This window comes from Burkholderia cepacia, from assembly GCF_001718835.1.
GTDB classification, from domain to species: Bacteria; Pseudomonadota; Gammaproteobacteria; order Burkholderiales; family Burkholderiaceae; genus Burkholderia; species Burkholderia cepacia_F.
Genome location: NZ_CP013444.1, coordinates 161,166 through 183,814, shown reverse-complemented (window position 1 = coordinate 183,814; position 22,649 = coordinate 161,166). Strand labels below are relative to the sequence as shown.

Sequence of the window (22,649 nt, the reverse complement as noted above, 5' to 3'; positions counted from 1 at the left end):
CGGGTGAACCGGCGGCGTTGTACCGCCGGCTCGGGCGACGAGGTTCAGTCGCCTGACGCATCATCGCGATGCATCCGGACGCGTGAATCCGGGTTGCCGAGCGTATCTGGTTGTATAGACAACGACAGAAACCGCGCCAGTCTATGCCTTAATTTCACCCGTCGCGATGCGCGTAAACCCCGAAGTACTTTGAACTAATCAGGTCGACCGGGACGCGTCCGGCAGCCACCCCGCCCAGGCGTTAAAATCCGCCGCTTGGGCACCAATGAAGAGCGCGCGTCTTGACGGAATTCGAGCAGGGTTTCATCCTCACCCGCCACTGGCGGGACACCGCATCCGGCATCGAGATCGAGTTCTGGCTGGCAACCGAACACGGTCCGCGCCGCGTGCGCTTGCGCCCGCAGGAAGCCGTCGCGTTCATCCCCGCCGAACAGCAGGAGCCGGCCGCGCGCGTGCTGGCCGGCGAAACCGGCGCCGAACTGCGCCCGCTCGCGCTGCGCGACTTCCGGCAACGCCCCGTCGTCGGCCTCTATTGCAAGCGCTATCGTCATCTGTCCGGGCTGCAAAAGCGCCTCGCCGCGGCCGGCGTCGACGTCTACGAAGCCGACGTGCAACCGCCCGACCGCTACGCGATGGAGCGGTTCATCACCGCGCCGGTCCGGTTCCGCGGCACGCCGGCCGGCGACGGCGCGCTGTCCGACGGTGAGCTGAAATCCGCGGCCGGCTATCGCCCGGCGCTGCGCTGCGTGTCGCTCGACATCGAAACCAGCGTCCACGGCGAGCTGTATTCGATCGCGCTCGAAGGTTGCGGGCAGCGGCAGGTCTACATGCTCGGCCCGCCGAACGGTGATGCGGGCAACCCGGGCGGCCTCGACTTCCGCCTCGACTACTGCGACAGCCGGCCCGCGATGCTCGCGCGGCTCAACGAATGGTTCGCGCAACACGACCCGGACGTGATCATCGGCTGGAACCTCGTGCAGTTCGACCTGCGCATCCTGCATGCGCACGCCGGGCAGTATCGGGTGCCGCTGCGGCTCGGGCGCGGCGGCAGCGTGCTCGACTGGCGCGCGCACGGCCAGCAGCCCGACCACTTCTTCGCGGGCGCGGCCGGCCGGCTGATCCTCGACGGCATCGACATGCTGAAATCCGCGACGTGGACGTTCCCGTCGTTCAGCCTCGAATACGTGTCGCAGGCGCTGCTCGGCGAAGGCAAGTCGATCGACAATCCGTACCAGCGGATGGACGAGATCCAGCGCCGCTTCGATCACGACAAGCCGGCGCTCGCACGCTACAACCTGAAGGACTGCGAGCTCGTCACGCGCATCTTCGACAAGGCCGACCTGCTGTCCTTCGCGCTCGAACGCGCGAGCGTGACGGGCCTCGCGGCCGATCGCACCGGCGGGTCGGTCGCGGCCTTCACGCACCTGTACCTGCCCCGCATGCACCGGCTCGGCTATGTCGCGCCGAACCTCGGCGACGTGACGGGGCAAAACAGCCCCGGCGGCTTCGTGATGGATTCGCGCCCCGGGTTGTACGACTCGGTGCTCGTGTTCGACTACAAGAGCCTCTATCCGTCGATCATCCGCACGTTCCTGATCGATCCGGTCGGGCTGATCGAAGGGCTCGCGAATCCCGGCGACGACGCGTCGGTGCCCGGCTTTCTCGGCGCGCGCTTCTCGCGTACCGCACACTGCCTGCCCGATATCGTGCGCCGCGTGTGGGAAGGCCGCGACGATGCGAAGCGGCAGCGCAACGCGCCGCTGTCGCAGGCGCTGAAGATCATCATGAATTCGTTCTACGGCGTGCTCGGCTCGACGGGCTGCCGCTTCTTCGACCCGCGCCTCGCATCGTCGATCACGATGCGCGGCCACGAGATCATGCACCGCACGCGCGAGCTGATCGAAGCGCAGGGCTACGAAGTAATCTATGGCGACACCGATTCGACGTTCGTGTGGCTCGGCCGCGCGCACGACGACGACGAAGCCGGCGCCAAGGGGCGCGCGCTCGTCGAGCACGTGAACCGGTGGTGGCACGCGCACCTGCGCGACCACTTCGGGCTCGAGAGCGCGCTGGAGCTGCAGTACGAGCGGCACTACCGCCGCTTCCTGATGCCGACCGTGCGCGGCGCGGAAGAAGGCAGCAAGAAGCGTTACGCGGGCCTCGCGGCGGCGGCCGACGGCGGCGAGGATCTCGTGTTCAAGGGGCTCGAAACGGTGCGTACCGACTGGACGCCGCTCGCCCAGCAGTTCCAGCGCGAGCTGTACCGGCGCGTGTTCAGCCGCGAGCCCTACCAGGATTTCATCCGCGACACTGTCCGCCGCACGCTGGCCGGCGAATTCGACGACCAGCTCGTCTACCGCAAGCGCGTGCGCCGGCCGCTGCGCGAGTACGAGCGCAACGTGCCGCCGCACGTGCGCGCGGCGCGGATCGCCGACGAGTTCAACCACGCGCAGGGCCGACCGCTGCAGTACCAGCGCGGCGGCTGGATCAGCTACGTGATGACGACCGCCGGCCCCGAGCCGCTCGAGACGATGCGCTCGCCGATCGACTACGCGTTCTACCTGAGCCGCCAGCTGCAGCCCGTGGCCGACGCGATCCTGCCGTTCCTGCGCGACGATTTCGAGTCGGTGATCTCGGGGCAGGGGCGGTTGTTTCCGGGTTAGAGACGCAGCACCGCACAGACGGCAAAACGGCCCGGCCCTGCATCGAAGCAGGACCGGGCCGTCGTCGGGCCGACGCCGGTTACTGCGCGGTGCCCTGCGCCGACACCGAGCCCTTCACGCCGACCGATGCGCCGCCCTGCACCGCGTTCGTCGCACCGTCGAGCGCCTCACCGGCCTTCGCCTTCGCGCCACCGGCGACGTCGCCTGCCGTCGACACCGCGCCTTGCGCGTGGCTCTTCGCCGTACCCGCGACATGCTTCACGTGCGCCTTCGCCGAATGCGCGGCCGACGTGGCGGCGTCCTTCGCCGAGCCGGCTGCCGAACCCACTGCGTGGGTCGCGCCGCCGACCGCGCCTTTGACCGTGTCGCCGGCCGCTTCGCCGACACCGCCGACGGTCTTGCCGACGCCGCTCAGCGCACCGCCGACGACGTTGCCCGCGCCCGAACCCGAACCTGCCGCGTTCGCGCCGGCGCCGGCCTGCGCGTTCGCGCCAACGCCGAGCACCGGCGTCTGCACCTGCAGGCCGGCGCCAGCCGAACCCTGCGCGCCCGTCTGGGCCGACTGTGCGAACGCAGCCGAAGTCGCCATTGCCGTCAGCGCGGCGCCGAGCAGAACCGTACGAAGCTTGTTCATGTTTCTTCTCCCCAAGGACATCGTTGATGCGGCCGCATGCGTGCGGACCGTCACGTTCCTCGCCGCACCATGCGGCAGGTGGGAGCTACTGTAGCGGGCCTCGACGGCACTGCGAGCGGATTTCGCCAACCTGTTACTCACGTTGCAAATGCTAACGAATGGCTCACAGTGTTTAACAGTCGCCGGGTTCATGCCGCCGGTCGCAAGCGCTGGCAGCGAACCCGGCACAATCCCCCCTTTCATTTTGAAAGCAATCCGTTAGTTATCGGTAACTACGATAGTTTTTATTGCAAAGACGTCTCTACTCGCAAAACCGGCCTTCGAATACTGTAGCGACCACGTTACTACCGAGGCCATACATGTCCAAGCTCAATCTCAAACTACTGGGTCCATGCCTGCTCGCGATCGCGCTCGACGCGATGGGATTCGGGCTCGTCTATCCGATGATGTCCGCGATCTTCTCCGATCCCCAGTCCGGCATCATCGGGCCCGATACGAGCCCGCAGCTCCGCAATTTCTACCTCGGTCTCGGCTACGGGATCTATCCGTTGTGCATGTTCTTCGGCTCGTCGCTGATGGGCGAACTGTCCGATCGCTACGGCCGCCGCAGGATCCTGCTGCTGTGCGTGTTCGGCCTGGCGCTCAGCTACTTCCTGATGGCGCTCGGCGCACTGCTGCCGAGCGTCGCGCTGCTGCTGGCCGGCCGCGGGCTCACCGGGCTGATGGCCGGCTGCCAGGGCATCGCGCAGGCGGCGATCACCGACCTGAGCACGCCGGAAAACAAGGCGTACAACATGAGCATCATGTCGCTCGCGTTCAGCGCGGGCGTGATCGTCGGCCCGGTGCTCGGCGGCGTCACGTCCGACCGCACGATTTCGCCGCTGTTCGACTACGGCACGCCGTTCCTGCTGGTCGCCGCGCTGTCGGTCGCCTGCGGACTCTGGACGTACTGGTTCTACCGCGATGCGATCGCGCCGACCGGCAACACGCGCGTGGACCTGCTGATGCCGCTGCGGATCATCTACCAGGCCGGCACGCACCGCCGCGTCGCGTTCCTGTCGGTGGTGTTCTTCCTGATGCAGGTCGGTTACGGCTTGTATCTGCAAACGATCATGCTGGTGCTTCAGACGAAGTTCCAGTACACGAGTTCGCAGCTCGGGCTGTTCAGCGGCGTGATCGGCCTCTGCTTCGTGTTCGGCCTGCTGTTCGTCGTGCGGCTGATGCTGCGCGTATGGCGCGTGGTCGACATCGCGAAGACGGGCCTGCTGATCGCCGGCATCGGGCAAGTGCTGTCGGCCATGTTTCCGAACGAAGGCATGCTCTGGGCGCTCGCGATGGTCGTCGGCTGCTTCGACATGGTCGCTTACACGACGATGTACACGGCGTTCTCCGACGCGGTCAGCGAGGACCGGCAAGGCTGGGCACTCGGCGTCGCAGGCTCGGTGATGGCGATCGCATGGGTCGTGACGGGCTTCCTCACGAACCTGCTGCCGGTGTTCGGCGAGATCGGCCTGCTGCTGATCGGCGGCCTGAGTTTCATCCTGAGCTTCGTGATGATGCTGGCGTACGGCCGTAAATGGTCCGTGTCGCCGGTAGCCGTCGACACCCGCGTCTACGACTAGCGTTTCTTCTCCCGGCGCGCGCATCGCTGCCGCGATGCCGCCCGGGCGCCATCCGGACTCCATGCCGGTCGCGTGCTCCCCCTGTATCGACACTGAAGTATCCGATCAATTCAGCAACACGTTCATAGTGAAGGACTGACATGGTGAATATCGCTTCAAGAGACCAGGACGCCGCATTCGACATGATCATCGTCGGCGCCGGCGTAGCGGGCCTGTACATGCTGCATCGGGCCAAGGAAGCCGGCATGTCCGTGCGGCTCGTCGACGCGGCGGACGGCATCGGCGGCACCTGGTACTGGAATCGCTACCCGGGCGCACGCGTCGACATCGAAAGCTTCGAGTACTCGTATTCGTTCTCGCGCGAACTCGAGCAGGAATGGCACTGGTCGGAACGCTACGCGTCGCAGCCCGAACTGCTGCGCTATTTCGATCACGTCGCGCACCGCTTCGGGCTCTACGAACATATCCAGCTCGGCACGCGGATCGATGCCGCGACGTTCGACGAATCGCGCGCACGATGGACGCTCGTCACGCAGGCAGGCGAACGGCTGCATGCCCGCTTCTGCGTGATGGCGACCGGCTGCCTGTCCGCACCGAAGGTGCCGGACATCCCCGGATACGGCAGCTTCGCCGGCGAGACCTACTTCACGTCGCGCTGGCCGACCAGCGCGGTCGATCTTGCCGGCAAGCGCATCGGCGTGATCGGCACCGGCTCGTCGGCCATCCAGTTCGTGCCGGTCGCGGCGCAGTCGGCGGCGCACCTCACGGTCTTCCAGCGCACGCCGAACTACAGCATCCCGCTGCGCAACCGTCCGATGGACGCGGAGTACGAGCAGCACATGAAGGCGAACTACGCGGAATTGCGCCGCATGGAATGGAATTCGTTCGGCGGCTTCGTCTGCGTCGGCGGGGAGCCGCGCCAGCCGCTGCAGACTTCCGCGCTGTCCGTGTCGCCGGAAGAACGCCTGCGCGAATACGAAGCACGCTGGGCCGCGGGCGGACTCTGCTTTTACACGTCGTACAGCGACCTGCTGACGAACAAGGAAGCAAACGACACGCTCACGGAATTCGTCCGCGCGAAGATCCGGGAGAAGATCAACGATCCCGTTCTGGCCGACAAGCTGACGCCGAGCAATCATCCGATCCTGACGAAGCGCCTGTGCGCGGACAGCGGCTATTTCGAGACCTTCAATCGCGACAACGTATCGCTGGTCGATCTGAAAGAGACACCCATCGAGTCGATCACCCGCGACGGCGTCATCGTCGGCGGCCGCGAGATCGAACTCGACATGATCGTCTTCGCGACGGGCTTCGATGCGGTGACGGGCGCCCTGCTGAACGTGGACATCCGCGGACGTCGCGGCGAATCGCTGCGCGCCGCCTGGAAGAGCGGCCCGCAGACGTATCTGGGGCTCATGAGCGCGGAGTTCCCCAATCTCTTCAACATCGCAGGCCCCGGCAGCACGGCGTCGCTGAGCAGCGCGATTCCCTGCGACGAGCATCAGGTCGATCTCGTGATGAAGCTGGTCGAGCATGCCGCGCGCAGCGAGGCGGCCACCGTCGAGCCGACTCGCGCGGCGCAGGAAGCGTGGACGGCGCGCATCCTGGCGATCGCGGAAAAGACGCTGATCCATCAGAGCAACTCGTGGTACGTCGGCGCAAACGTGCCCGGCAAGCCGCGTGTCGTGCTGCTCGATCTCGAGGGATTCGATTCCTACATCGCGGTATGCGACGGCATCATCGAACGCGATTACGAAGGATTCCTGTTCAACCCGGCGATTTCACACCATTCCCAACCGGAAAGCGTGGCCGAAGTCTGACCACGCGATTTCCTCCCGCTGACTCGGTTTCCTCCACCGCCGATTCGCGTCCGACGGGCGTGAATCGGCATAAGGACCACGTATGAGCAAACTTCATTCGAGCGCTGATTCAGCGCTCCGGGACATCGTGCGCGACGGCCAGACCTTCGCGATCGGCGGCTTCGGCCTGTGCGGCATTCCCGAGGCGCTGATCGCGGCGTTGCGCGATTCGGCCGTCAACGGCATCACCTGCATCAGCAACAACGCGGGCGTCGACGGTTTCGGTCTCGGCCTGTTGCTCGAAACGCGCCAGATCAAGAAGATGATCTCGTCGTACGTCGGCGAGAACAAGGAGTTCGAGCGCCAGTACCTGGCCGGCGAACTCGAACTCGAATTCACGCCGCAAGGCACGCTCGCCGAGAAGCTGCGCGCGGGCGGCGCCGGCATCCCGGCGTTCTTCACGAACACGGGCTACGGCACCGTGATCGCGGAAGGCAAGGAAACGCGCCAGTTCGGCGATCGCCACTACGTGCTCGAGCCGTCGCTGACGGCCGATGTCGCGCTCGTGAAGGCCTGGAAGGCCGACAAGTCGGGCAACCTGATCTATCGCCGCACGGCGCGCAACTTCAATCCGATGTGCGCGATGGCGGGCCGGATCACCGTCGCCGAGGTCGAGGAGATTGTCGAGAACGGCGAGCTCGATCCGGATCACATCCACACGCCGGGGATTTTCGTGCAGCGCATCGTGCTGAACGCGACGCCCGAAAAACGCATCGAACAACGCGTCGTACGCGCGAAAGGAGACTGACATGGCCTGGAATCGTGACCAGATGGCCGCGCGCGCGGCGAAGGAACTGCAGGACGGCTTCTACGTGAACCTCGGCATCGGCCTGCCGACGCTCGTCGCGAACCACGTGCCGGAAGGTGTCGAGGTGTGGCTGCAGTCGGAGAACGGCCTGCTCGGCATCGGCCCGTCGCCGACCGAAGACGAAGTCGACGCCGATCTTATCAACGCCGGCAAGCAAACCGTCACGACGCTGCCGGGCTCGTCGATCTGCTCGTCCGCCGATTCGTTCGCGATGATCCGCGGCGGCCACATCAACCTCGCGATCCTCGGCGCGATGCAGGTCAGCAAGCAGGGCGACCTCGCGAACTGGATGATCCCCGGCAAGATGATCAAGGGGATGGGCGGCGCGATGGATCTCGTTGCCGGCGTGAAGCGTGTCGTCGTGCTGATGGAGCACGTCGCGAAGGGCGACCAGCACAAGCTCGTTGACGAATGCACCCTGCCGTTGACGGGTGTCGGCGTGGTCGACCTGATCATCACCGATCTCGGCGTGATCGAAGTGACGCCGTCCGGCCTGAAGGTCCTCGAGCTCGCCGACGGCGTGACCGCCAGCGAGATCAGGGCGAAGACCGGCGCGCCGCTCGACGTGAGCGCCGTGTCCTGACGCTCGACGGCGAACCGCGGCACCAGGCATGACGCAGTTCCGCCGCTTTCGATTTGCGGTAATCGTTTCGCAGTCCTTGCAGTATCGTTTTGTTACCAGGCAATTGCTTCCGATGTTTTCACATTCATAAATCCAAACCGCTGAGAGGGTCGTTATGAGTCAGGATCAGATGTGGAAGTTCAAGCCGTTTACGAGACATACGATTGCCCAGTCCCCGCAATGGCAGCTATTGCCGGGCGAGCTTCGGGAAGCAGTCGACGTCGTCTCGCGCGTGCTGCCGTTTCGAGTCAATCCATACGTGCTGAACGAGCTGATCGACTGGGACAACGTGCCCGACGACCCGATTTACCGGCTCACATTCCCGCATCGCGACATGCTGAGGGACGACGAATATGCGGCGATTCGCGACCTCGTGCATGACGGCGCCGACGAAGCGCGCATCGAATCCGTCGTCCGTCAGATTCGCCTGCGAATGAACCCGCATCCCGCCGGACAGCTGACCCACAACGTGCCCTATCTCGACGGCGTGCCGTTGAGCGGCCTGCAGCACAAGTACCGGGAGACGGTGCTGTTCTTTCCGAGCGCGGGGCAGTCCTGCCATGCGTACTGCACGTTCTGCTTCCGCTGGCCGCAGTTCGTCGGCATGGACGAGCTCAAGTTCGACGCACGCACGTCGCAGGAGCTCGTCGCCTATCTGCGGCGTCATCCGGAAGTCACCGACATTCTCGTAACGGGCGGCGATCCGCTCGTGATGAATGCCCGCTCGCTCGCCGAATACCTCGAGCCGCTGCTCACGCCGGAATTCGGCCATATCCAGAACATCCGGATCGGCACGAAGTCCGTCGCTTATTGGCCGCAACGCTTCGTGAGCGACAAGGACGCGGACGACCTGCTGCGCGTGTTCGAAAAGGTGGTCGCGTCCGGGCGCAACCTCGCGATCATGGGCCACTACAACCACCCGCGCGAATTGCAGCATCCGATCGCGCAGCGGGCATTGCGGCGCATCATCGGCACCGGCGCGAGCGTGCGCATCCAGGCGCCGCTGATCAGGCACATCAACGAGGACCCGGCCGGCTGGGCCGAGCTGTGGACGACGGGCGTACGGCTCGGCGCGATCCCGTACTACATGTTCGTCGAACGCGACACGGGGCCGAGCGACTACTTCAAGCTCCCGCTCGCGCGCGCGTACGAGATCTTCCAGGCCGCCTACCGCTCGGTGTCGGGTCTCGCCCGCACCGTGCGCGGCCCGTCGATGAGCGCGTTCCCCGGCAAGGTGATGGTGGACGGCATCGTCGAACTCGCCGGCGAAAAGGTGTTCGCGCTGCAACTGCTGCAGTCCCGCAATCCCGAGTGGGTCCGCCGCCCCTTCTATGCGAAATTCGATCCGCATGCAACGTGGTTCGACGAGCTCGTTCCCGCATTCGGCGAGAAGTCCTTCTTCTTCCAGGAAGAACTCGCTGCAATGGAGCACGGCGGCGGATCGGGCCGGACCATCGCCGTGGCGCGTCACGACACCGTGCGCCCGGATCTGCTGGAGGCAGTCGAATGAACGGCCATCCCGCTCATGAAAACGCGGTGTACGAAGTATTCGCGCTCCGTTATGCGACGCATGACGATCGACGCAGCGGCGAGAACTATCTCGGCGAAGATCCGCACGACGACGTGGCCATGCCGCTCGACTTCTACGTCTGGGTCATCCGCGGCATGGGCCGCACGGTGCTGGTCGATACGGGGTTCGACGCACCGACGGCCGCCCGGCGCAAGCGCCGCTATCTGCATTCGCCGGTCGAGTTGCTGGCCGAACTCGGCATCGACGCGGCCGACGTGGACGACGTGATCATCACGCACATGCACTACGACCACGCGGGGAACATCCGCGCGTTTCCCGCGGCGACGCTGCATATCCAGGATGCGGAGATGGCGTACTGCACCGGGCGCTGCATGTGTCACGAAGCCATTCGCAAGCCGTTCGAGGCGCGCGACGTCTGCGCGGCGATCGAGCGGCTGCACGCGGGACGCGTGCGATTCGCGGACGGCGATCACGAGGTCGCGGCCGGCATCCACACGCACCTGATCGGCGGTCACACGGCCGGCCTGCAGGTGGTGCGCGTGCGCACGGCGCGAGGCCATGTCGTACTGGCCAGCGATGCCGCGCATTACTGGGACCACATCCGGTCGAAACGCCCGTTCCCGATCGTCTTCAACGTCGCGCGCATGCTCGACGGACACGCGGCGATCGAAGCACTGGCGGACGGCCCCGACCACATCATTCCCGGCCACGATCCGGCGGTGCGATTGCGGTTCCCGCGCTGGAACGGGCATCCGGACATCGTCGCGCTGCACGCGCCGCCCTTGCACGACACGCACACCGACGCCGTTGCCTCGCGCACGGCGGCATCGAACCCGGCAACGGCATCCGCCGACGTTCAACTCGAAACGGGAGAAACACAATGACGAACACGATTTCGATCGCGATCATCGGCACCGGGCCGCGCGGCGTCACCGTGCTCGAGCGCGTTCTCGAGCACGCGAGCCGGATTCCGGCCGGCGTCGAACTGAACATCACGGCATTCGACGCCGGCGAATGCGGGCAAGGCGCCCATCCGTCGACCCAGCCGGATCATCTGATGATCAACACCGTCGCGTCGCAGGTGACGATGTTCGCGCCGTCGAGCGAGCTGGGCCGGCACGGCGCACCGTCGCTCCTCGAATGGGCGCACGAGAGCGGATATCGCAACGTCGACGGGGCGTTCCGGAAGGTTTCGGGCGACGCGGGCCGTCCGCTCAGCGACGCCGACCACCTGCCGAGAAGCCTGCTCGGTGAATATCTGTCGTGGGTTTACGCACGGATCGTCGCCGCGCTGCCCCGCAACGTCACGGTGACGCATCGCCGCGCGCGCGTCGTCGATCTCGTGCCGGGCCCGCGCGGCTACGAACTGCACGTCGACGACGGCGCACCCGCCTTCGCGCACTATGTGTTCCTGACGACGGGCCACGGCACGCGCCGGGCCACCGAGAGCGACCAGCGCTTCGCGCAGTTCGCGGAGCGGCATCACGTCAAGAATCCGCAGCTCGCGTATGTTCCGTCGCCTTACCCGATCGAGACGCTGGACGACATCGCGCCGACGGCGACCGTCGCCGTGCAGGGCTTCGGCCTGACCGCGCACGATGTCGTATCCGCGCTGACGATCGGCCGGGGCGGGCGTTACGTCGAGCGCGACGGCGAGCTCGACTATGTGAAATCCGGGCTCGAGCCGCAGATCCTGCTGTTCTCCCGCAACTGCCTGCCGTTCGCGGCGCGCGGGATCAACCAGAAAGGACTGACGGGGCGCCACCGCGCACGCTTTTTCACGCCGGAGGCAGTGGCCGCCTTGCGTGCTGCCGCGCTGGACGCGACGGGCGATAGCCGAATCGATTTCCGCACCGACGTGCTGCCGCTGGTCATCAAGGAAATGGCTTACGCGTACCGGCTCGCGCTGCGTGGCGGCGACGTCGACGCCGACGGCTTCGAGCCGCTTCCGGACGAGCTTCACGCGATCGAGCAGATCCTCTGGCCGCTCAACGGCCGGACGTTCGAATCGTTCGACGCGTTCCGCACGTTCTTCTACGCGCTCATGCGCGACGACCTGCGGCACGCGCTCCTCGGCAACCTGACGAGCCCGGTCAAGGCGGCGACCGACGTGTTGCGCGACACGCGCGAAGCGTTGCGCGCGGCAGTCGAGTACGGCGGGCTGACGCCTGATTCGCATCGATACTTCGTCGACGAATTCAACGCCATCACCAACCGCGTGTCGTTCGGCCCGCCGCTGCGGCGCAATCGCGAGCATCTGGCCCTGCACCGCGCCGGCCTGCTCGACATCGCCGGCGGTCCCGGCGCGCGGGTTGTCGCCGACGAGACGTGCGCGCACTTCCGCATCGAAGCGCATTACGGCGAGCGGGTGGAACGCCGCTACGCGGACGTGCTCGTCGTCGCGCGGCTCGATCCGTATTCGCCGGCGACCGACGGCTCGCCGCTGTCGGCGGCGCTGCTCGGCCGCGGCATCGTCCGTCCGTACCGGAACGGCGACTACCACCCTGGCGGACTCGACGTCGATCTTGGCATGCATCCGCTCGGCCGGGACGGGGAAGCACGGACGCGCCTCTGGGCCGTCGGATTTCCGGTCGAGGGCGCGCACTTTTACACGCATGCGCTGCCGCGTCCGGGCATTGCGTCGCGGCAGACGCGCGACGCCGAGCGCTGCGTGCTCGAACTGCTCGACATGATCGCGGCCGAACAGGCGACCGGCCCGGCCCGCATCGGCCTGCCGGCCGGCGACGCCGCCCCGGCTCGCGATCCGCTCGCGTCCGCGCTGGAACCCGCGTTGACGTCGGCGCTGGAGGACAACTGACCATGCTGACCCTGCATGATTTCCACCGCTCGTCGGCATCGTTCCGCGTGCGCATCGCGCTCAACCTGAAGAACGTCGCGTACACGTCGGTCGTTCAGGATCTCGACGCGCGCGCGCATCGCGCCACCGCGTATCTCGCGCTCAATCCGCAGGGCCTGCTGCCCGCGCTGCAGATCGGCGACCATGTGCTGACGCAGTCGTCGGCGATCGTCGAGTATCTCGACGATCAATATCCGGAGCCGCCGCTGCTGCCTGCCGGGGCGCTGGAACGCGCGCGCGTGCGCGCGCTGTTCCAGACGATCGCATCGGACACCCACCCGGTCACGGCGATGCGCGTCGCCCAGTACCTGAAGCAGGCGACCGGCTGCGCCGACGATCTGGTGCTCCGCTGGAAGCAGCACTGGATCGTCGAGAGCCTGGCCGCGCTCGAAACGATGCTTGCCGGCAGTCCCGAGACAGGCCGCTTCTGTCACGGCGATCGCCCGTCGCTCGCCGACATCGCGCTCGTGCCGCAGATCGTCTCTGCGCGCAACGTCGGCGTCGACATCACGCCGTATCCGACCGTATCGCGAATTCACGATGCGTGCATGCAGCTTGCCGCGTTCCGCGACGCCCATCCGGATACCTGTTCATCCAACCCTGCGTACCACAAGGAGTAACCATGCAGACGATCGAAGGCGACATCCTCTCGTTCTCGGAATATCTCGAACTGACGTCGAAACCACCTGCCGACCCGGTGGTCTGGAAGTGGCAGTCGATCGAATCGTTGACGGGCAGCCGCCCGCATAACCCGCAGGGCACGCTTGCGCTGTCCGGCGGCAACGTCGATGAGCACGGGACCGTCGCCCCCGATCTGTCGCTCGTCATTCAGGTACTGAAGCCCGGCGAGATGACGGAGCGGCATCGCCATTCGTTCTGGCATCTCTACATCGTTCATTCGGGGTCCGGAGAGATGGCGTTCGGCGACGACCAGACGAGCGACCGGCTCGTGCCGGGCGACACGGTGTACGTCCCCGCCTGGTGCTACCACGCCGTCGGCAACCAGTCGGGCACCGAGCCGTTCGTGCTGTTCCGTATCCAGAACCTTCCGCAGAACGCGAGCTCCGGCAACCTGATGCGCGAAATCCAGGGGGAGCTGCAAATCATCTATGCCGGTGCGGGGCTCGCATCCCATCGGTAAAACGACGCGCGGACCGGCGGCACGCGGCGGCCGGTCCGCCTTCAAATGAAGGAGGTGTTCGTTGGCTTACACGTTCGAGAAGGGCCGCATCTATCGAATGCCCACGCACTTCGGACCGGCGCCGGGCCCCCGGCAGGTGCCGGACGCGCTCGCAGGCGACCCGCACCGCAATCCGACGCGCATGACGGTGTCCGCGTCGTTTCTCACCGATGCCGCCCGGCTGGAACGGCATCTTCCGGAACGCTTCACGCTTGCGGGCGAACCGGTCGTGACCGTCGAGTTCCACTACCTGACCGGCATCGACTGGCTCGCCGGGCGCGGCTACACGATGGTGCACGTGAGCTGGCCCGCGATCTTTGCGGGAACGCGCGACCGCGCTGCCGGAAAGTTTCTCGCGGCGGTATGGGAAAACCTCGCGGATCCGATCATCACCGGCCGCGACGAGATCGGCCATCCGAAGCTCTTTGCGGATGTCGCGGCGCCGCGGCACTTCAACGGCGAACAGCATTGCGAAGCGAGCTGGATGGGCTTTCGCTTTCTCGAGCTCGGCGTGGCGGGACTGCGGGAACCGGCCGCCGACACGCCGCCCGCCCGGCTCGACGGCACGTTGATGCTGAAGTACACGCCGCGCACCGGCGACTGGGGCGAGACCGAGCTGTGCCAGGTCACGCTGACGCCGGTTCACGACCCGTACGTCACGGTCGACCGGCGGCACGTCGGAGATGCGCGCGTGCGCTTCAACGTCGCGAGCTGGTCGGACCTGCCGACGATGGCGCACGTCGTCAATGCGCTTGCCGAACTGCCGATCATCGAGATGCGCGGCGGCTCGATCGTGCACGCGCATGGCGGGAAGCCGTACCTCGACCAGCGTGTGCTGTCGTAGCGCGCCCATGCTGCCGCCGGATGTTCAACCTTTGCTTGACCCGACCCGCCGGGCAGTCCGGCGGGCACAACCTCAACCCACAGGTGCCAAAATGTCCCGAGCCTTCACACAGAAATTCGACGTCACGTATCGCGACCAGGATCCCGCCGGCCACGTCAGCGCGACGATGTATTACGTGTACATGCTGAATGCGTACATGGCTTACGCGCATGAACTGCTGGAGGTGCCGCTCGATCGGGGCATTCCGCAGATCATGCTGAAGACGTCGTGCGAATACGTCCGTTCCGCGAAATGGGGGGAATCGCTCGAAGTGAGCGCGCGCATCACGCGCCTCGGCACGAAGAGCTTCGACCTCGAATACCTGATCACGCTCGCGAACGACACCGACACCGTGATCGCGCGAGGCGCGTCGACGCACGTCGCTTACGACTATGCGACGGAATCGACGGTGCCGCTTTCGGACACGTTCCGCGCTCGCGTCAGGCAATACCAAGAGGAGGAGGCGCCCGAATTGTCCGAGGTCGCCTGACTGCCCACGCCCATGCGGTGCCCGGTCCGAGGCCGGGCGCTGCCTCTCGACCGGTCCAAGGAGACTGGCATGTCCACTGTCGTCTCGATCCAGAATGGCGATCGCACGTCGGCGCTGTATCGCCGGCTCGACCGCCGCCTGCTGTCCTTCCTGCTCATCTGCTATCTGTTTGCGTGCCTCGACCGGCTCAACGTCGGTTTCGCCCGGCTGCACATGCAGTCCGACATCGGCTTGACCGATGCGCAATACGGCCTGGCCGCCGGCATATTCTTCATCGGCTATGCGCTCTTCGAGGTGCCGTCCAACCTGCTGCTGCCGCGGATCGGCGCACGCAAGACCATCAGCCGGATCATGGTGCTGTGGGGCCTGACGTCCGCGGCCATGGTCGTGACGCGCGATGCGACGACGTTCTATGCGCTGCGCTTTCTTCTCGGCGTCTTCGAGGCCGGCTTCACGCCCGGCATCCTGTTCTATCTGACCTGCTGGTATCCCGAATCGCGCCGGGCGAAAGCCATCGCCGCGGTCATGATCGGCGGCCCCCTCGCGGGCGTGCTCGGCGGCCCGGTGTCGATGTGGATCATGACGACCTTCGCAGGCTTGGGCGGCCTGTCCGGCTGGCAGTGGATGTACCTGCTCGAAGGCCTGCCGTGCGTCGCGCTCGGCCTCATGGTTCGCGTGCTGCTTGCCGATCGCCCCGAGACGGCGTCGTGGCTGTCGCCCGAGGAACGGCAGGAACTCCTCGACACGGTCGCGAAGCCCCGGCATGCGGAGCGGCACGGTTTCGCGGAGGTCGTGAAGGATCCGTACGTCTATTTGATGAGCGCCGCCTATTTCTGCATCATCTGCGGCATCTACCTGATCAATTTCTGGCTGCCCGGCCTGCTGGCGGCCGGCGGCGTCACCGATCCGATGAAGATCGGCCTCTATTCGTCGATTCCGTTCGTTGCCGCGACCATCGGCATGGTCGTCGCCGGCCGCAGTTCCGATCGCCGCAACGAGCGGCGCTGGCACAGCGCGATTCCGGCGCTGGTCAGCGCGCTGTCGCTCGCCGCCACGGTCGCGTCGAGCGACAGGCTCGACGTCTCGCTCATTTGCATCACGGTTGCGACCACCGCGATGTGGATGGCCTACACGGTATTCTGGGCCATTCCATCCACCTATCTGAAAGGGCCCGCCGCCGCGGGCGGCATCGCGCTGATCAATACGATCGGTGTGCTGGGCGGCTTCTTGAGCCCTGCGGCGATCGGCTGGCTGCGGACGTCGACCGGGAGCTTCCGCGCGAGCCTGCTGTTGATGGTGGCAATCATGGCCATCGGCGCCGCGCTGCTTGCGGCCACCCGGCCCTCGTTCGCCTCCACGCGGGGAAAAAGTAAAATAAGTGATTAAAAATATCGAAATATTGAATTATTGTTAGAGGAATTGATCGATCGAATATTGCCTTTCTTTACGAAAATATAATCAATGCCTGTCAAAAATCGGCGGTATAGTTCCATATCCGCCCCACGCAACGATATCGCAACATTTCAAGTTGACTAAAATCGCTCGCCGCTGGCCGGAAAAGAAACGGACGAACAGGCTTTTTCGTCTTCCAGAATAACTACATTCTTCCGATCCGAGGGACTATGGATTTGCTGGCGGCCATGCGAATTTTCGTGCGGGTTGTCGAGCGTGGCAATTTGTCAAGGGCCGCGAAAGATCTCGGCCTGGGCCAACCTACCGTAAGCGACCGCGTCGAGCGGCTCGAACGGTTTCTCGGCGTCAGATTGCTGCTCCGGAGCACGCGCGCGGTGTCGTGCACGGATGAAGGCATCCTGTTCTATCAACGAAGCAAGATCGTGCTCGACGCGGCCGACGAAGCGCGGGCCGTCGTCACGCTCGGCAACAAGATCGTGCGCGGACGCATTCGCATTGCCGCGCCACATGGGCTCGGCGAAGTGGTGCTGCCGGAAATCCTCACAGTCATTCGTGAACATAATCCGCAGCTCTATATCGATCTCATCCTGAACGACGAGATCACGGACCCCGTCACCGAGGGCGTCGATATTTCGTTGCGGCTCGGCCAGATCGGCGACGGCAATTTCGTCGCGCGTCGATTGGGCTACGTGCGACGCGTACTGGTCGCGTCGCCGTCTTATATCGACAAGCACGGGCTGCCGGAGGAGCCGACCGACATCGTCGGGCACCCGTTCATTCGCGTCACGGGGCTCTTCAACGACGGCCAGCTTCGCCTGATGAGCGCGTCGAAATCGGTGCGGCCAACACCGATCAACATCGTGATCAGCACGAGCCACTGGCGGCCGGTGTACGAGCTGCTGCTGAACGGCGCGGGCATCGGCGTCCTCCAGGAACACGTGTGCGTCGACGCGCTGGCGTCCGGCCGGCTCGTCAGGCTGCTGCCGGATTACACGGTGCCGGGATTCGACCTGCATGCGCTGTTGCCGGTCACGCGGCCCGTTCCGTCGAAGACCCAGGTCGTCGTGAAGATCCTCGAGGAGTATCTGCCGAAGGCGATGGCGCGGGCTGCGGACCCAGCCACGCTCGACGTATAGCGGCCGCGCCATCGCCACGCTCACGAGCGCCGCGACGGCAGCGCGTCCAGCCCCGCCCCCGCCGGCGCGTCGCCTGTCGCGCCGCCGTCCGAAATCTCGTCGAGCGCCCGGTTGTTGGTCTTCGGCCCGAACACGCCGATCGACACCATCACGATCAGCATGCTGCCGCCGATCAGCACGAACACGGCCGACACCCCGGCGCGCTCGAGCAGCAGCGCGACGATGAAACTGCTCGCGATGCCCGTCAGGCGGCCGATCGAGTGCACGAAACCGAGCGCGCGCCCGCGGATCTCGGTCGGAAACACTTCCGACTGGTACGCGGTGCCGTTGCTCGCCAGCACCGTGCTGGACAGCGTGACGAGCAGGCCGAACGCGATCACGAACGGCGCCTGCGCCGACATCGCGAACGCGGTGCCGAACAGCGCGACGCCGAACGCCGACGCGACGATCAGCCATTTGCGCTCGATCCGGTCGGCGAGCAGGCCGGCGACGAACGGCGACACCGGATACGCGAACGCGATCACGAACGCATACCAGAGGCTCTTCGTGACGCTCGCGCCTTGAGCTGCGAGCAGCGTCGGCAGCCACTGGCTGAAGCCGAAGAAACCGATGCTCAGGAATGCATTGAATGCGATCAGCATCGTCGTGCGGCCGCGATGCCGCGCATCCCACATCGACGGCGCGCGCTGAGCGGCCGGGGCCGGGGCCGGGGCCGTTGCAACGGGTGCCGGGACCGCGGGCAGCGGCCGGCCGGATTCGCGCTCGACGGCCTGCTCGAGCCGCTGCAACACGGCTTCGGCCTCGGCCTCGCGACCCGTGCGGGCGAGCCAGCGCGGCGACTCCGGCAACCGCGACTGCAGCCACCACACGAAAATCGCGCCGCTGCCGCCGAGCAGCACGACCCAGCGCCATCCGGAGAGGCCGAGCGGATCGCGCGGCACCCATAACCACGACACCAGCGCCAGCACGGGCATCGCGAGATAGCCGACCGCGAAGCACAGCGCGAACGCGCGGCCGCGCACCGCCTTCGGCACCAGCTCGGTCAGGAACGCGCCGATCGTGATCAGCTCCGCGCCGATGCCGCAGCCCGCGATGAAACGGCATACGAGAACGCCGAGCGCATGTGTCTGCACGCACATCGCCAGGCTCGCCGCCGTGTAGAGCAGCAGCGCGCCGGTGAACAGCACGCGCCGCCCGTAGCGGTCCGCGAGGCGCGACACGAACATCTCGCCGACGAACAGCCCGGCGAACGTCGCCGCGCCCAGCGCGCCCTGGTCCGACATGCCGAGCACGCCGTGCGAGCCCGCGTGAAAGATGCCGTCGCGGATCAGCCCGGGCGGCAGGTAGGTCATCTGGAACAGGTCGTAGACCTCGAAAAACCCGCCGACGCTCAGGAACAGCACGAGCGTCCAGATGGTGGCCGTCGCGGGCAGGCGGTCGATGCGGGCGGCGATCGACGCCGCATGGGAATGGGACATGGCGATTCCTCGATGATCCGCCCGCGCGGCCTGCGCGAAGCGGCGAAGCGGCAAACCCGGCGCCGGCGCGGCGTGCGCGCGGCGCCGGCGTTCATACGGTGGCGACCGGATTGACCGGCGACCCGACGAGCCCGCGCAGGTGCAGCGGCGGCGCGGTCAGCAGGAAGCGGTTGCGCCGGTGCGCGCGCAGCCAGTCGGCAAGCGGCGTCAGGTGCCACAGCTCGCCGAGATGAATGCCGAGCTTGAACAGGCACAGCTCGTGCAGCGGCATCAGCGCGCCCGGCCGCTCGCGCGCGCGCGCATCGCGCGGCCGCTCCTCGACCGCGTGGTTGTCCGCCGCGAGCGCGGCGAGCCCCGATGCGTCGATCCATTCGAGCAGGCGCGGGTCGTGGCCGTCGAGCACGCAGCACACGTCCGGCGCGCCGGGCTCGCCGCGCGCGTCGGCGTCGAGCAGGCGATCGGCGAAACCCGTATGCACGCACACGATGTCGCCGCGCTCGACGATCACGTCGTCCGCGCGCAGCACCGCCATCCACTCCGCGTAGCCGATCTTGCGCCGCTCGTCGCCGAAGTGGCGCCGCAGGTCGACCAGCACGCCGCGCCCCTGCACGCCCGTTTGCGCCATCACCTCGATGCCGAGCGCACGCGCGCCGCCGCGCGGCGCACCCGCTTCGGGCACCTGGATGTGCTCGTCCATCCGGTAGCCGTTGTAGAACACGCGGGCCCGCTCGCCGTCACCCGCCGGATCGAACAGCGAGCCGACGTGCGACAGCGCATCCCACTGCGTCGAGAACTGCGAGTGCATGCAGAACGCATCGTCGCAGACGACGTCGGTTGCGTTCGCAACCTGTTCATCCGCGCGATAGCCGAAGTACGGCTTGTCGCCGAGCAGCGCCGGCATGATCGCCGGCGGCCGGCGCCGCGCGTTCAGCCCGCCGCCGCGCGGTACGTCGAGCGGCAGGCTCAGCGAAAACACGCGGCCTTCGCGCACCTCCGCGACGCCGCGCAGCACCGCGTCGGCGGTCAGCCAGTTCAGGCGCCCTTTCTGATCGTCCGGGCCGAAATCCCCCCAGTTCGAGCCGGGCGGCCGATGGGTCCAGCGTGGCTTCATGGTGTCTCCTCCATGCAATGTCCAGGGTGCGGCGGCCGTCGTTCGCGACCGCGTCGCGCGTCGCGCGTCGCACCTAGCGCGTGCGGATCACGCCCAGCCCCGCGAGCCGCTCGTATTCGCGTTCGCCGAGCAGCGGCAGCAGGATCTCGCGATTGTTCTCGCCGAGCGCGGGCGCGGGCCGGCGGAACGTGCCGGGCGTGGCCGACAGGCGCGGCGTGATGTTGTGCATCGGCAGGCTGCCGACGTCGTCGTCCGGCAGCTCGACGAGCGCCTCGCGCTCGATCACATAGTGATCCTGAACGATCTGCGCGATATCCTGGATCGGCCCGACCGTCACGCCCGCTTCTTCGAAGAACGCGAGATTGGCGTCGAGATCGCGCGCGGCGATGAATTCGCCGACGATCGCGTCGAGCGCTTCCGCGTGCTGCACGCGCTGCACGTTGGTCGCGTAGCGCGGATCGTCGATCAGCTCCGCGCGGCCGATCGCGCGGAACAGCCGCTCGGCCATCGCCTGCGTCGAGCTCGACAGGCACAGCCACTTGCCGTCGCGGGTGCGATACGCATTGCGCGGCGCCGTGTTCGACGAGCGGCTGCCGGTGCGTGCCTTGATCTCGCCGGTCATCACGTAGTTCGCGGCGGCCGGGCCGAGGATCGACAGCAGCGGCTCGAACAGCGACACGTCGATCACCTGCCCCGCCGCGCCGTGCGCGTCGCGCGCATGCAGCGCGACCAGCACCGCGATCGCGCCGGACAGCCCGGCCGTCATGTCGCCGAGGAACATCGGCGGCAGCACCGGCTCGCGATCGGCGAAGCCGTTGATCGCCGCGAACCCCGCATATCCTTCCGCGAGCGTGCCGAAGCCCGGTTTGTGGCGGTACGGCCCCGTCTGCCCCCAGCCGGAGATCCGCGCGATCACCAGCTCGGGACGGATCGCGAGCAGGTCGTCCGGGCCGATCCCCATCTTCTCGGCGACGCCGGGCTTGAAGCTTTCGACGAACACGTCCGCGTCGCGCACCAGCCGGCGGACGATCTCGATTCCGTCGGGCGCGCGCAGGTCGACGCACACGCTGCGCTTGTTGCGGCCGTATACCTTCCAGTTGGTGCTGATCCCGCCCGCGCCGACCGCGCGCAGCGTGTCGCCGCGCTCGCTCTCGACCTTCACGACGTCCGCGCCGAAATCGGCGAGCTGCACGCTCAGCATGTTGCCTGCCATCAGGCGCGACAGGTCGACGACGCGCACGCCCGCGAGCGGCCCCTGCGCGCCGGCATCGAACGGTTTCGGATGAATCGGGCCGGTGGACGCGCGACGGTGCGCGCCGGCCGCGTGAGCGGCCTGCGGGTCGGGAACGAACATGCTTGTCTCCTGGTTGGTGTGTGTGCGTCGTTCGATGCGGACTTCAAGGCTGACTTCGAGGCGAGGCGCGCTCAGCCGCGCGCGGCGCTACTCGAGCAGCGCGCCGAGCTGGTCGGCCGCGCGGAATGCCGCGCCTGCCGCGGGCAGATCGCCGCCGAGCGCATGCGTCAGCTCGGCGGCCGCCGCCTGCACGCGCGGCAGGTAGTCGGCCAGCACCTTCTTGTTGAAGCGATAGCGCGGCACGCCGAGCGAGATCGCGCCGCTGAGCACGCGGCCGACGCCGAAAGCCGGGCACGCGATCGCCGCGCTTTCCGGGTCGCGCTCGGCGATCGACACCGCGTAGCCCTGCTCGGCCGTCTTCTCGTAGTCGCCGCCGCGCGTGCCGCTGAACGCGAGCAGCACACGGCCGGCCGCGCCGACGTCCAGCGGGAAGCGGTCGCCCTCGCGCAGGTGCGTGCGTACCGAGCGCTGCGCCTGGATGCGGAACAGGCACACGCGCTGGTCGGCTTCGCGCACGTAGAACGCGGCCGTCTCGCCGGTTTCCGCCGACAGCCTCGACAGGATCGGCATCACGTACTCGCGCAGCTGGAACGACTCGCGATACATCATCCCGAGCTGGAACACGGCGGGCCCCAGCACGTAGCGCCCGTCCGGCAGGCGCTTGATGAAGCGGAACTGCTCGAGCGACTCGAACATCCGCAACAGCGTGCTCATGTTGAGCCCCGTCTCCTCGCTGACCTGCGCGAGCATCAGCCCGCCGGGGGCGTTGCCGAACGCCAGCAGCGCGGTCAGCGCGCGGTTGACCGCGGCCACGCCGCCCTCTGCGGGATTGCTTGTCTCCACCTTGTTCATGTCCACCTCGTGCGATGCCGGGCTGTCCGTGTCACGTCGGTGGTGTCACCACGGTGCCACGGTGTGGCGGCCGGCATCAAAAAAATGAAAGTCACTTTCATTATACGCAGATCGCCGATGACATCAATATGAATCCGCGCAGCTTCGTTCGTTCAT

General features: G+C 66.7%; 19 protein-coding genes. 14 read left to right on the top strand and 5 right to left on the bottom strand.

The genetic code is table 11. From position 1 onward, the window contains the following. Window positions 1–281: 281 nt before the first annotated feature. Window positions 282–2,663 (top strand): DNA polymerase II, encoded by a 2,382-nt coding sequence (locus tag WT26_RS21285; protein ID WP_069273878.1) that lies wholly within the window; start codon window positions 282–284, stop codon window positions 2,661–2,663. 79 nt (window positions 2,664–2,742) lie between these two features. Here WT26_RS21285 and WT26_RS21280 read toward each other — a convergent pair whose 3' ends face one another. Next, window positions 2,743–3,297 (bottom strand): hypothetical protein, encoded by a 555-nt coding sequence (locus WT26_RS21280; RefSeq protein ID WP_069273877.1) that lies wholly within the window; start codon window positions 3,295–3,297, stop codon window positions 2,743–2,745. Between the two features lie 359 nt (window positions 3,298–3,656). On the opposite strand from WT26_RS21280, the gene WT26_RS21275 reads away from it, so the two are divergent. The 13 genes from WT26_RS21275 to WT26_RS21215 all read left to right on the top strand — a co-directional run bounded on the left by WT26_RS21275 (window position 3,657) and on the right by WT26_RS21215 (window position 17,698). After that, entirely contained in the window at window positions 3,657–4,919 is a 1,263-nt protein-coding gene (locus WT26_RS21275) for an MFS transporter (RefSeq protein ID WP_069273876.1), read from the top strand. A 140-nt stretch (window positions 4,920–5,059) separates the two neighbouring features. Then, complete coding sequence (locus tag WT26_RS21270; protein WP_069270797.1) at window positions 5,060–6,739, top strand: flavin-containing monooxygenase; 1,680 nt, start codon at window positions 5,060–5,062, stop codon at window positions 6,737–6,739. An 82-nt stretch (window positions 6,740–6,821) separates the two neighbouring features. Beyond that, entirely contained in the window at window positions 6,822–7,526 is a 705-nt protein-coding gene (locus WT26_RS21265; RefSeq protein ID WP_069273875.1) for a CoA transferase subunit A, read from the top strand. Between the two features lies 1 nt (window position 7,527). Beyond that, window positions 7,528–8,169: a CoA transferase subunit B gene (locus WT26_RS21260; protein WP_069273874.1), complete on the top strand. Its 642-nt coding sequence runs from the start codon at window positions 7,528–7,530 to the stop codon at window positions 8,167–8,169. Between the two features lie 154 nt (window positions 8,170–8,323). Beyond that, complete coding sequence (locus WT26_RS21255; protein ID WP_059718152.1) at window positions 8,324–9,718, top strand: KamA family radical SAM protein; 1,395 nt, start codon at window positions 8,324–8,326, stop codon at window positions 9,716–9,718. Next, a complete protein-coding gene (locus WT26_RS21250; RefSeq protein WP_059866373.1) occupies window positions 9,715–10,623 on the top strand; it encodes an N-acyl homoserine lactonase family protein in 909 nt (302 codons plus the stop codon). The genes WT26_RS21255 and WT26_RS21250 overlap by 4 nt, the downstream gene beginning before the upstream one ends. Further along, entirely contained in the window at window positions 10,620–12,557 is a 1,938-nt protein-coding gene (locus WT26_RS21245) for an FAD/NAD(P)-binding protein (protein WP_059802112.1), read from the top strand. Before WT26_RS21250 ends, WT26_RS21245 begins: the two co-directional genes overlap by 4 nt. A gap of 5 nt (window positions 12,558–12,562) precedes the next feature. Beyond that, window positions 12,563–13,216, top strand: a complete 654-nt coding sequence (gene maiA / locus WT26_RS21240) for a maleylacetoacetate isomerase (protein ID WP_196774831.1) — start codon at window positions 12,563–12,565, stop codon at window positions 13,214–13,216. A 2-nt stretch (window positions 13,217–13,218) separates the two neighbouring features. Next, window positions 13,219–13,737, top strand: coding sequence for a cupin domain-containing protein (locus tag WT26_RS21235; protein ID WP_059802115.1), 519 nt, complete (start codon window positions 13,219–13,221; stop codon window positions 13,735–13,737). 61 nt (window positions 13,738–13,798) lie between these two features. After that, a complete protein-coding gene (locus tag WT26_RS21230; protein WP_059802116.1) occupies window positions 13,799–14,620 on the top strand; it encodes an acetoacetate decarboxylase family protein in 822 nt (273 codons plus the stop codon). 91 nt (window positions 14,621–14,711) lie between these two features. After that, window positions 14,712–15,149 (top strand): acyl-CoA thioesterase, encoded by a 438-nt coding sequence (locus WT26_RS21225; protein WP_059885931.1) that lies wholly within the window; start codon window positions 14,712–14,714, stop codon window positions 15,147–15,149. 69 nt (window positions 15,150–15,218) lie between these two features. Beyond that, the gene (locus tag WT26_RS21220; RefSeq protein ID WP_069273873.1) at window positions 15,219–16,535 is read left to right on the top strand and encodes an MFS transporter; all 1,317 of its coding nucleotides are present in this window, start codon (window positions 15,219–15,221) and stop codon (window positions 16,533–16,535) included. Window positions 16,536–16,771: 236 nt separating this feature from the next. Continuing rightward, a complete protein-coding gene (locus WT26_RS21215; protein ID WP_059854018.1) occupies window positions 16,772–17,698 on the top strand; it encodes a LysR family transcriptional regulator in 927 nt (308 codons plus the stop codon). 20 nt (window positions 17,699–17,718) lie between these two features. Here WT26_RS21215 and WT26_RS21210 read toward each other — a convergent pair whose 3' ends face one another. The 4 genes from WT26_RS21210 to WT26_RS21195 form a co-directional block, all read right to left on the bottom strand. Next, window positions 17,719–19,176 carry an MFS transporter gene (locus WT26_RS21210; protein WP_069273872.1) on the bottom strand — a complete coding sequence of 486 codons (1,458 nt, stop codon included), beginning with the start codon at window positions 19,174–19,176 and terminating at the stop codon, window positions 17,719–17,721. Window positions 19,177–19,267: 91 nt separating this feature from the next. Next, window positions 19,268–20,287, bottom strand: coding sequence for a cyclase family protein (locus tag WT26_RS21205; RefSeq protein ID WP_059733115.1), 1,020 nt, complete (start codon window positions 20,285–20,287; stop codon window positions 19,268–19,270). Between the two features lie 73 nt (window positions 20,288–20,360). Beyond that, window positions 20,361–21,641 (bottom strand): CaiB/BaiF CoA transferase family protein, encoded by a 1,281-nt coding sequence (locus tag WT26_RS21200; RefSeq protein ID WP_069273871.1) that lies wholly within the window; start codon window positions 21,639–21,641, stop codon window positions 20,361–20,363. 87 nt (window positions 21,642–21,728) lie between these two features. Beyond that, complete coding sequence (locus tag WT26_RS21195; RefSeq protein WP_059524139.1) at window positions 21,729–22,493, bottom strand: IclR family transcriptional regulator; 765 nt, start codon at window positions 22,491–22,493, stop codon at window positions 21,729–21,731. Window positions 22,494–22,649 lie beyond the last annotated feature (156 nt).

Bases quoted from the DNA above. Each gene is read 5' to 3' on its own strand.
- WT26_RS21280 (WP_069273877.1), bottom strand. From the start codon at position 3,297: ATGAACAAGCTTCGTACGGTTCTGCTCGGCGCCGCGCTGACGGCAATG.
- WT26_RS21275 (WP_069273876.1), top strand. From the start codon at position 3,657: ATGTCCAAGCTCAATCTCAAACTACTGGGTCCATGCCTGCTCGCGATC.
- WT26_RS21270 (WP_069270797.1), top strand. From the start codon at position 5,060: ATGGTGAATATCGCTTCAAGAGACCAGGACGCCGCATTCGACATGATC.
- WT26_RS21265 (WP_069273875.1), top strand. From the start codon at position 6,822: ATGAGCAAACTTCATTCGAGCGCTGATTCAGCGCTCCGGGACATCGTG.
- WT26_RS21260 (WP_069273874.1), top strand. From the start codon at position 7,528: ATGGCCTGGAATCGTGACCAGATGGCCGCGCGCGCGGCGAAGGAACTG.
- WT26_RS21255 (WP_059718152.1), top strand. From the start codon at position 8,324: ATGAGTCAGGATCAGATGTGGAAGTTCAAGCCGTTTACGAGACATACG.
- WT26_RS21250 (WP_059866373.1), top strand. From the start codon at position 9,715: ATGAACGGCCATCCCGCTCATGAAAACGCGGTGTACGAAGTATTCGCG.
- WT26_RS21245 (WP_059802112.1), top strand. From the start codon at position 10,620: ATGACGAACACGATTTCGATCGCGATCATCGGCACCGGGCCGCGCGGC.
- WT26_RS21235 (WP_059802115.1), top strand. From the start codon at position 13,219: ATGCAGACGATCGAAGGCGACATCCTCTCGTTCTCGGAATATCTCGAA.
- WT26_RS21225 (WP_059885931.1), top strand. From the start codon at position 14,712: ATGTCCCGAGCCTTCACACAGAAATTCGACGTCACGTATCGCGACCAG.
- WT26_RS21220 (WP_069273873.1), top strand. From the start codon at position 15,219: ATGTCCACTGTCGTCTCGATCCAGAATGGCGATCGCACGTCGGCGCTG.
- WT26_RS21215 (WP_059854018.1), top strand. From the start codon at position 16,772: ATGGATTTGCTGGCGGCCATGCGAATTTTCGTGCGGGTTGTCGAGCGT.
- WT26_RS21210 (WP_069273872.1), bottom strand. From the start codon at position 19,176: ATGTCCCATTCCCATGCGGCGTCGATCGCCGCCCGCATCGACCGCCTG.
- WT26_RS21205 (WP_059733115.1), bottom strand. From the start codon at position 20,287: ATGAAGCCACGCTGGACCCATCGGCCGCCCGGCTCGAACTGGGGGGAT.
- WT26_RS21200 (WP_069273871.1), bottom strand. From the start codon at position 21,641: ATGTTCGTTCCCGACCCGCAGGCCGCTCACGCGGCCGGCGCGCACCGT.
- WT26_RS21195 (WP_059524139.1), bottom strand. From the start codon at position 22,493: ATGAACAAGGTGGAGACAAGCAATCCCGCAGAGGGCGGCGTGGCCGCG.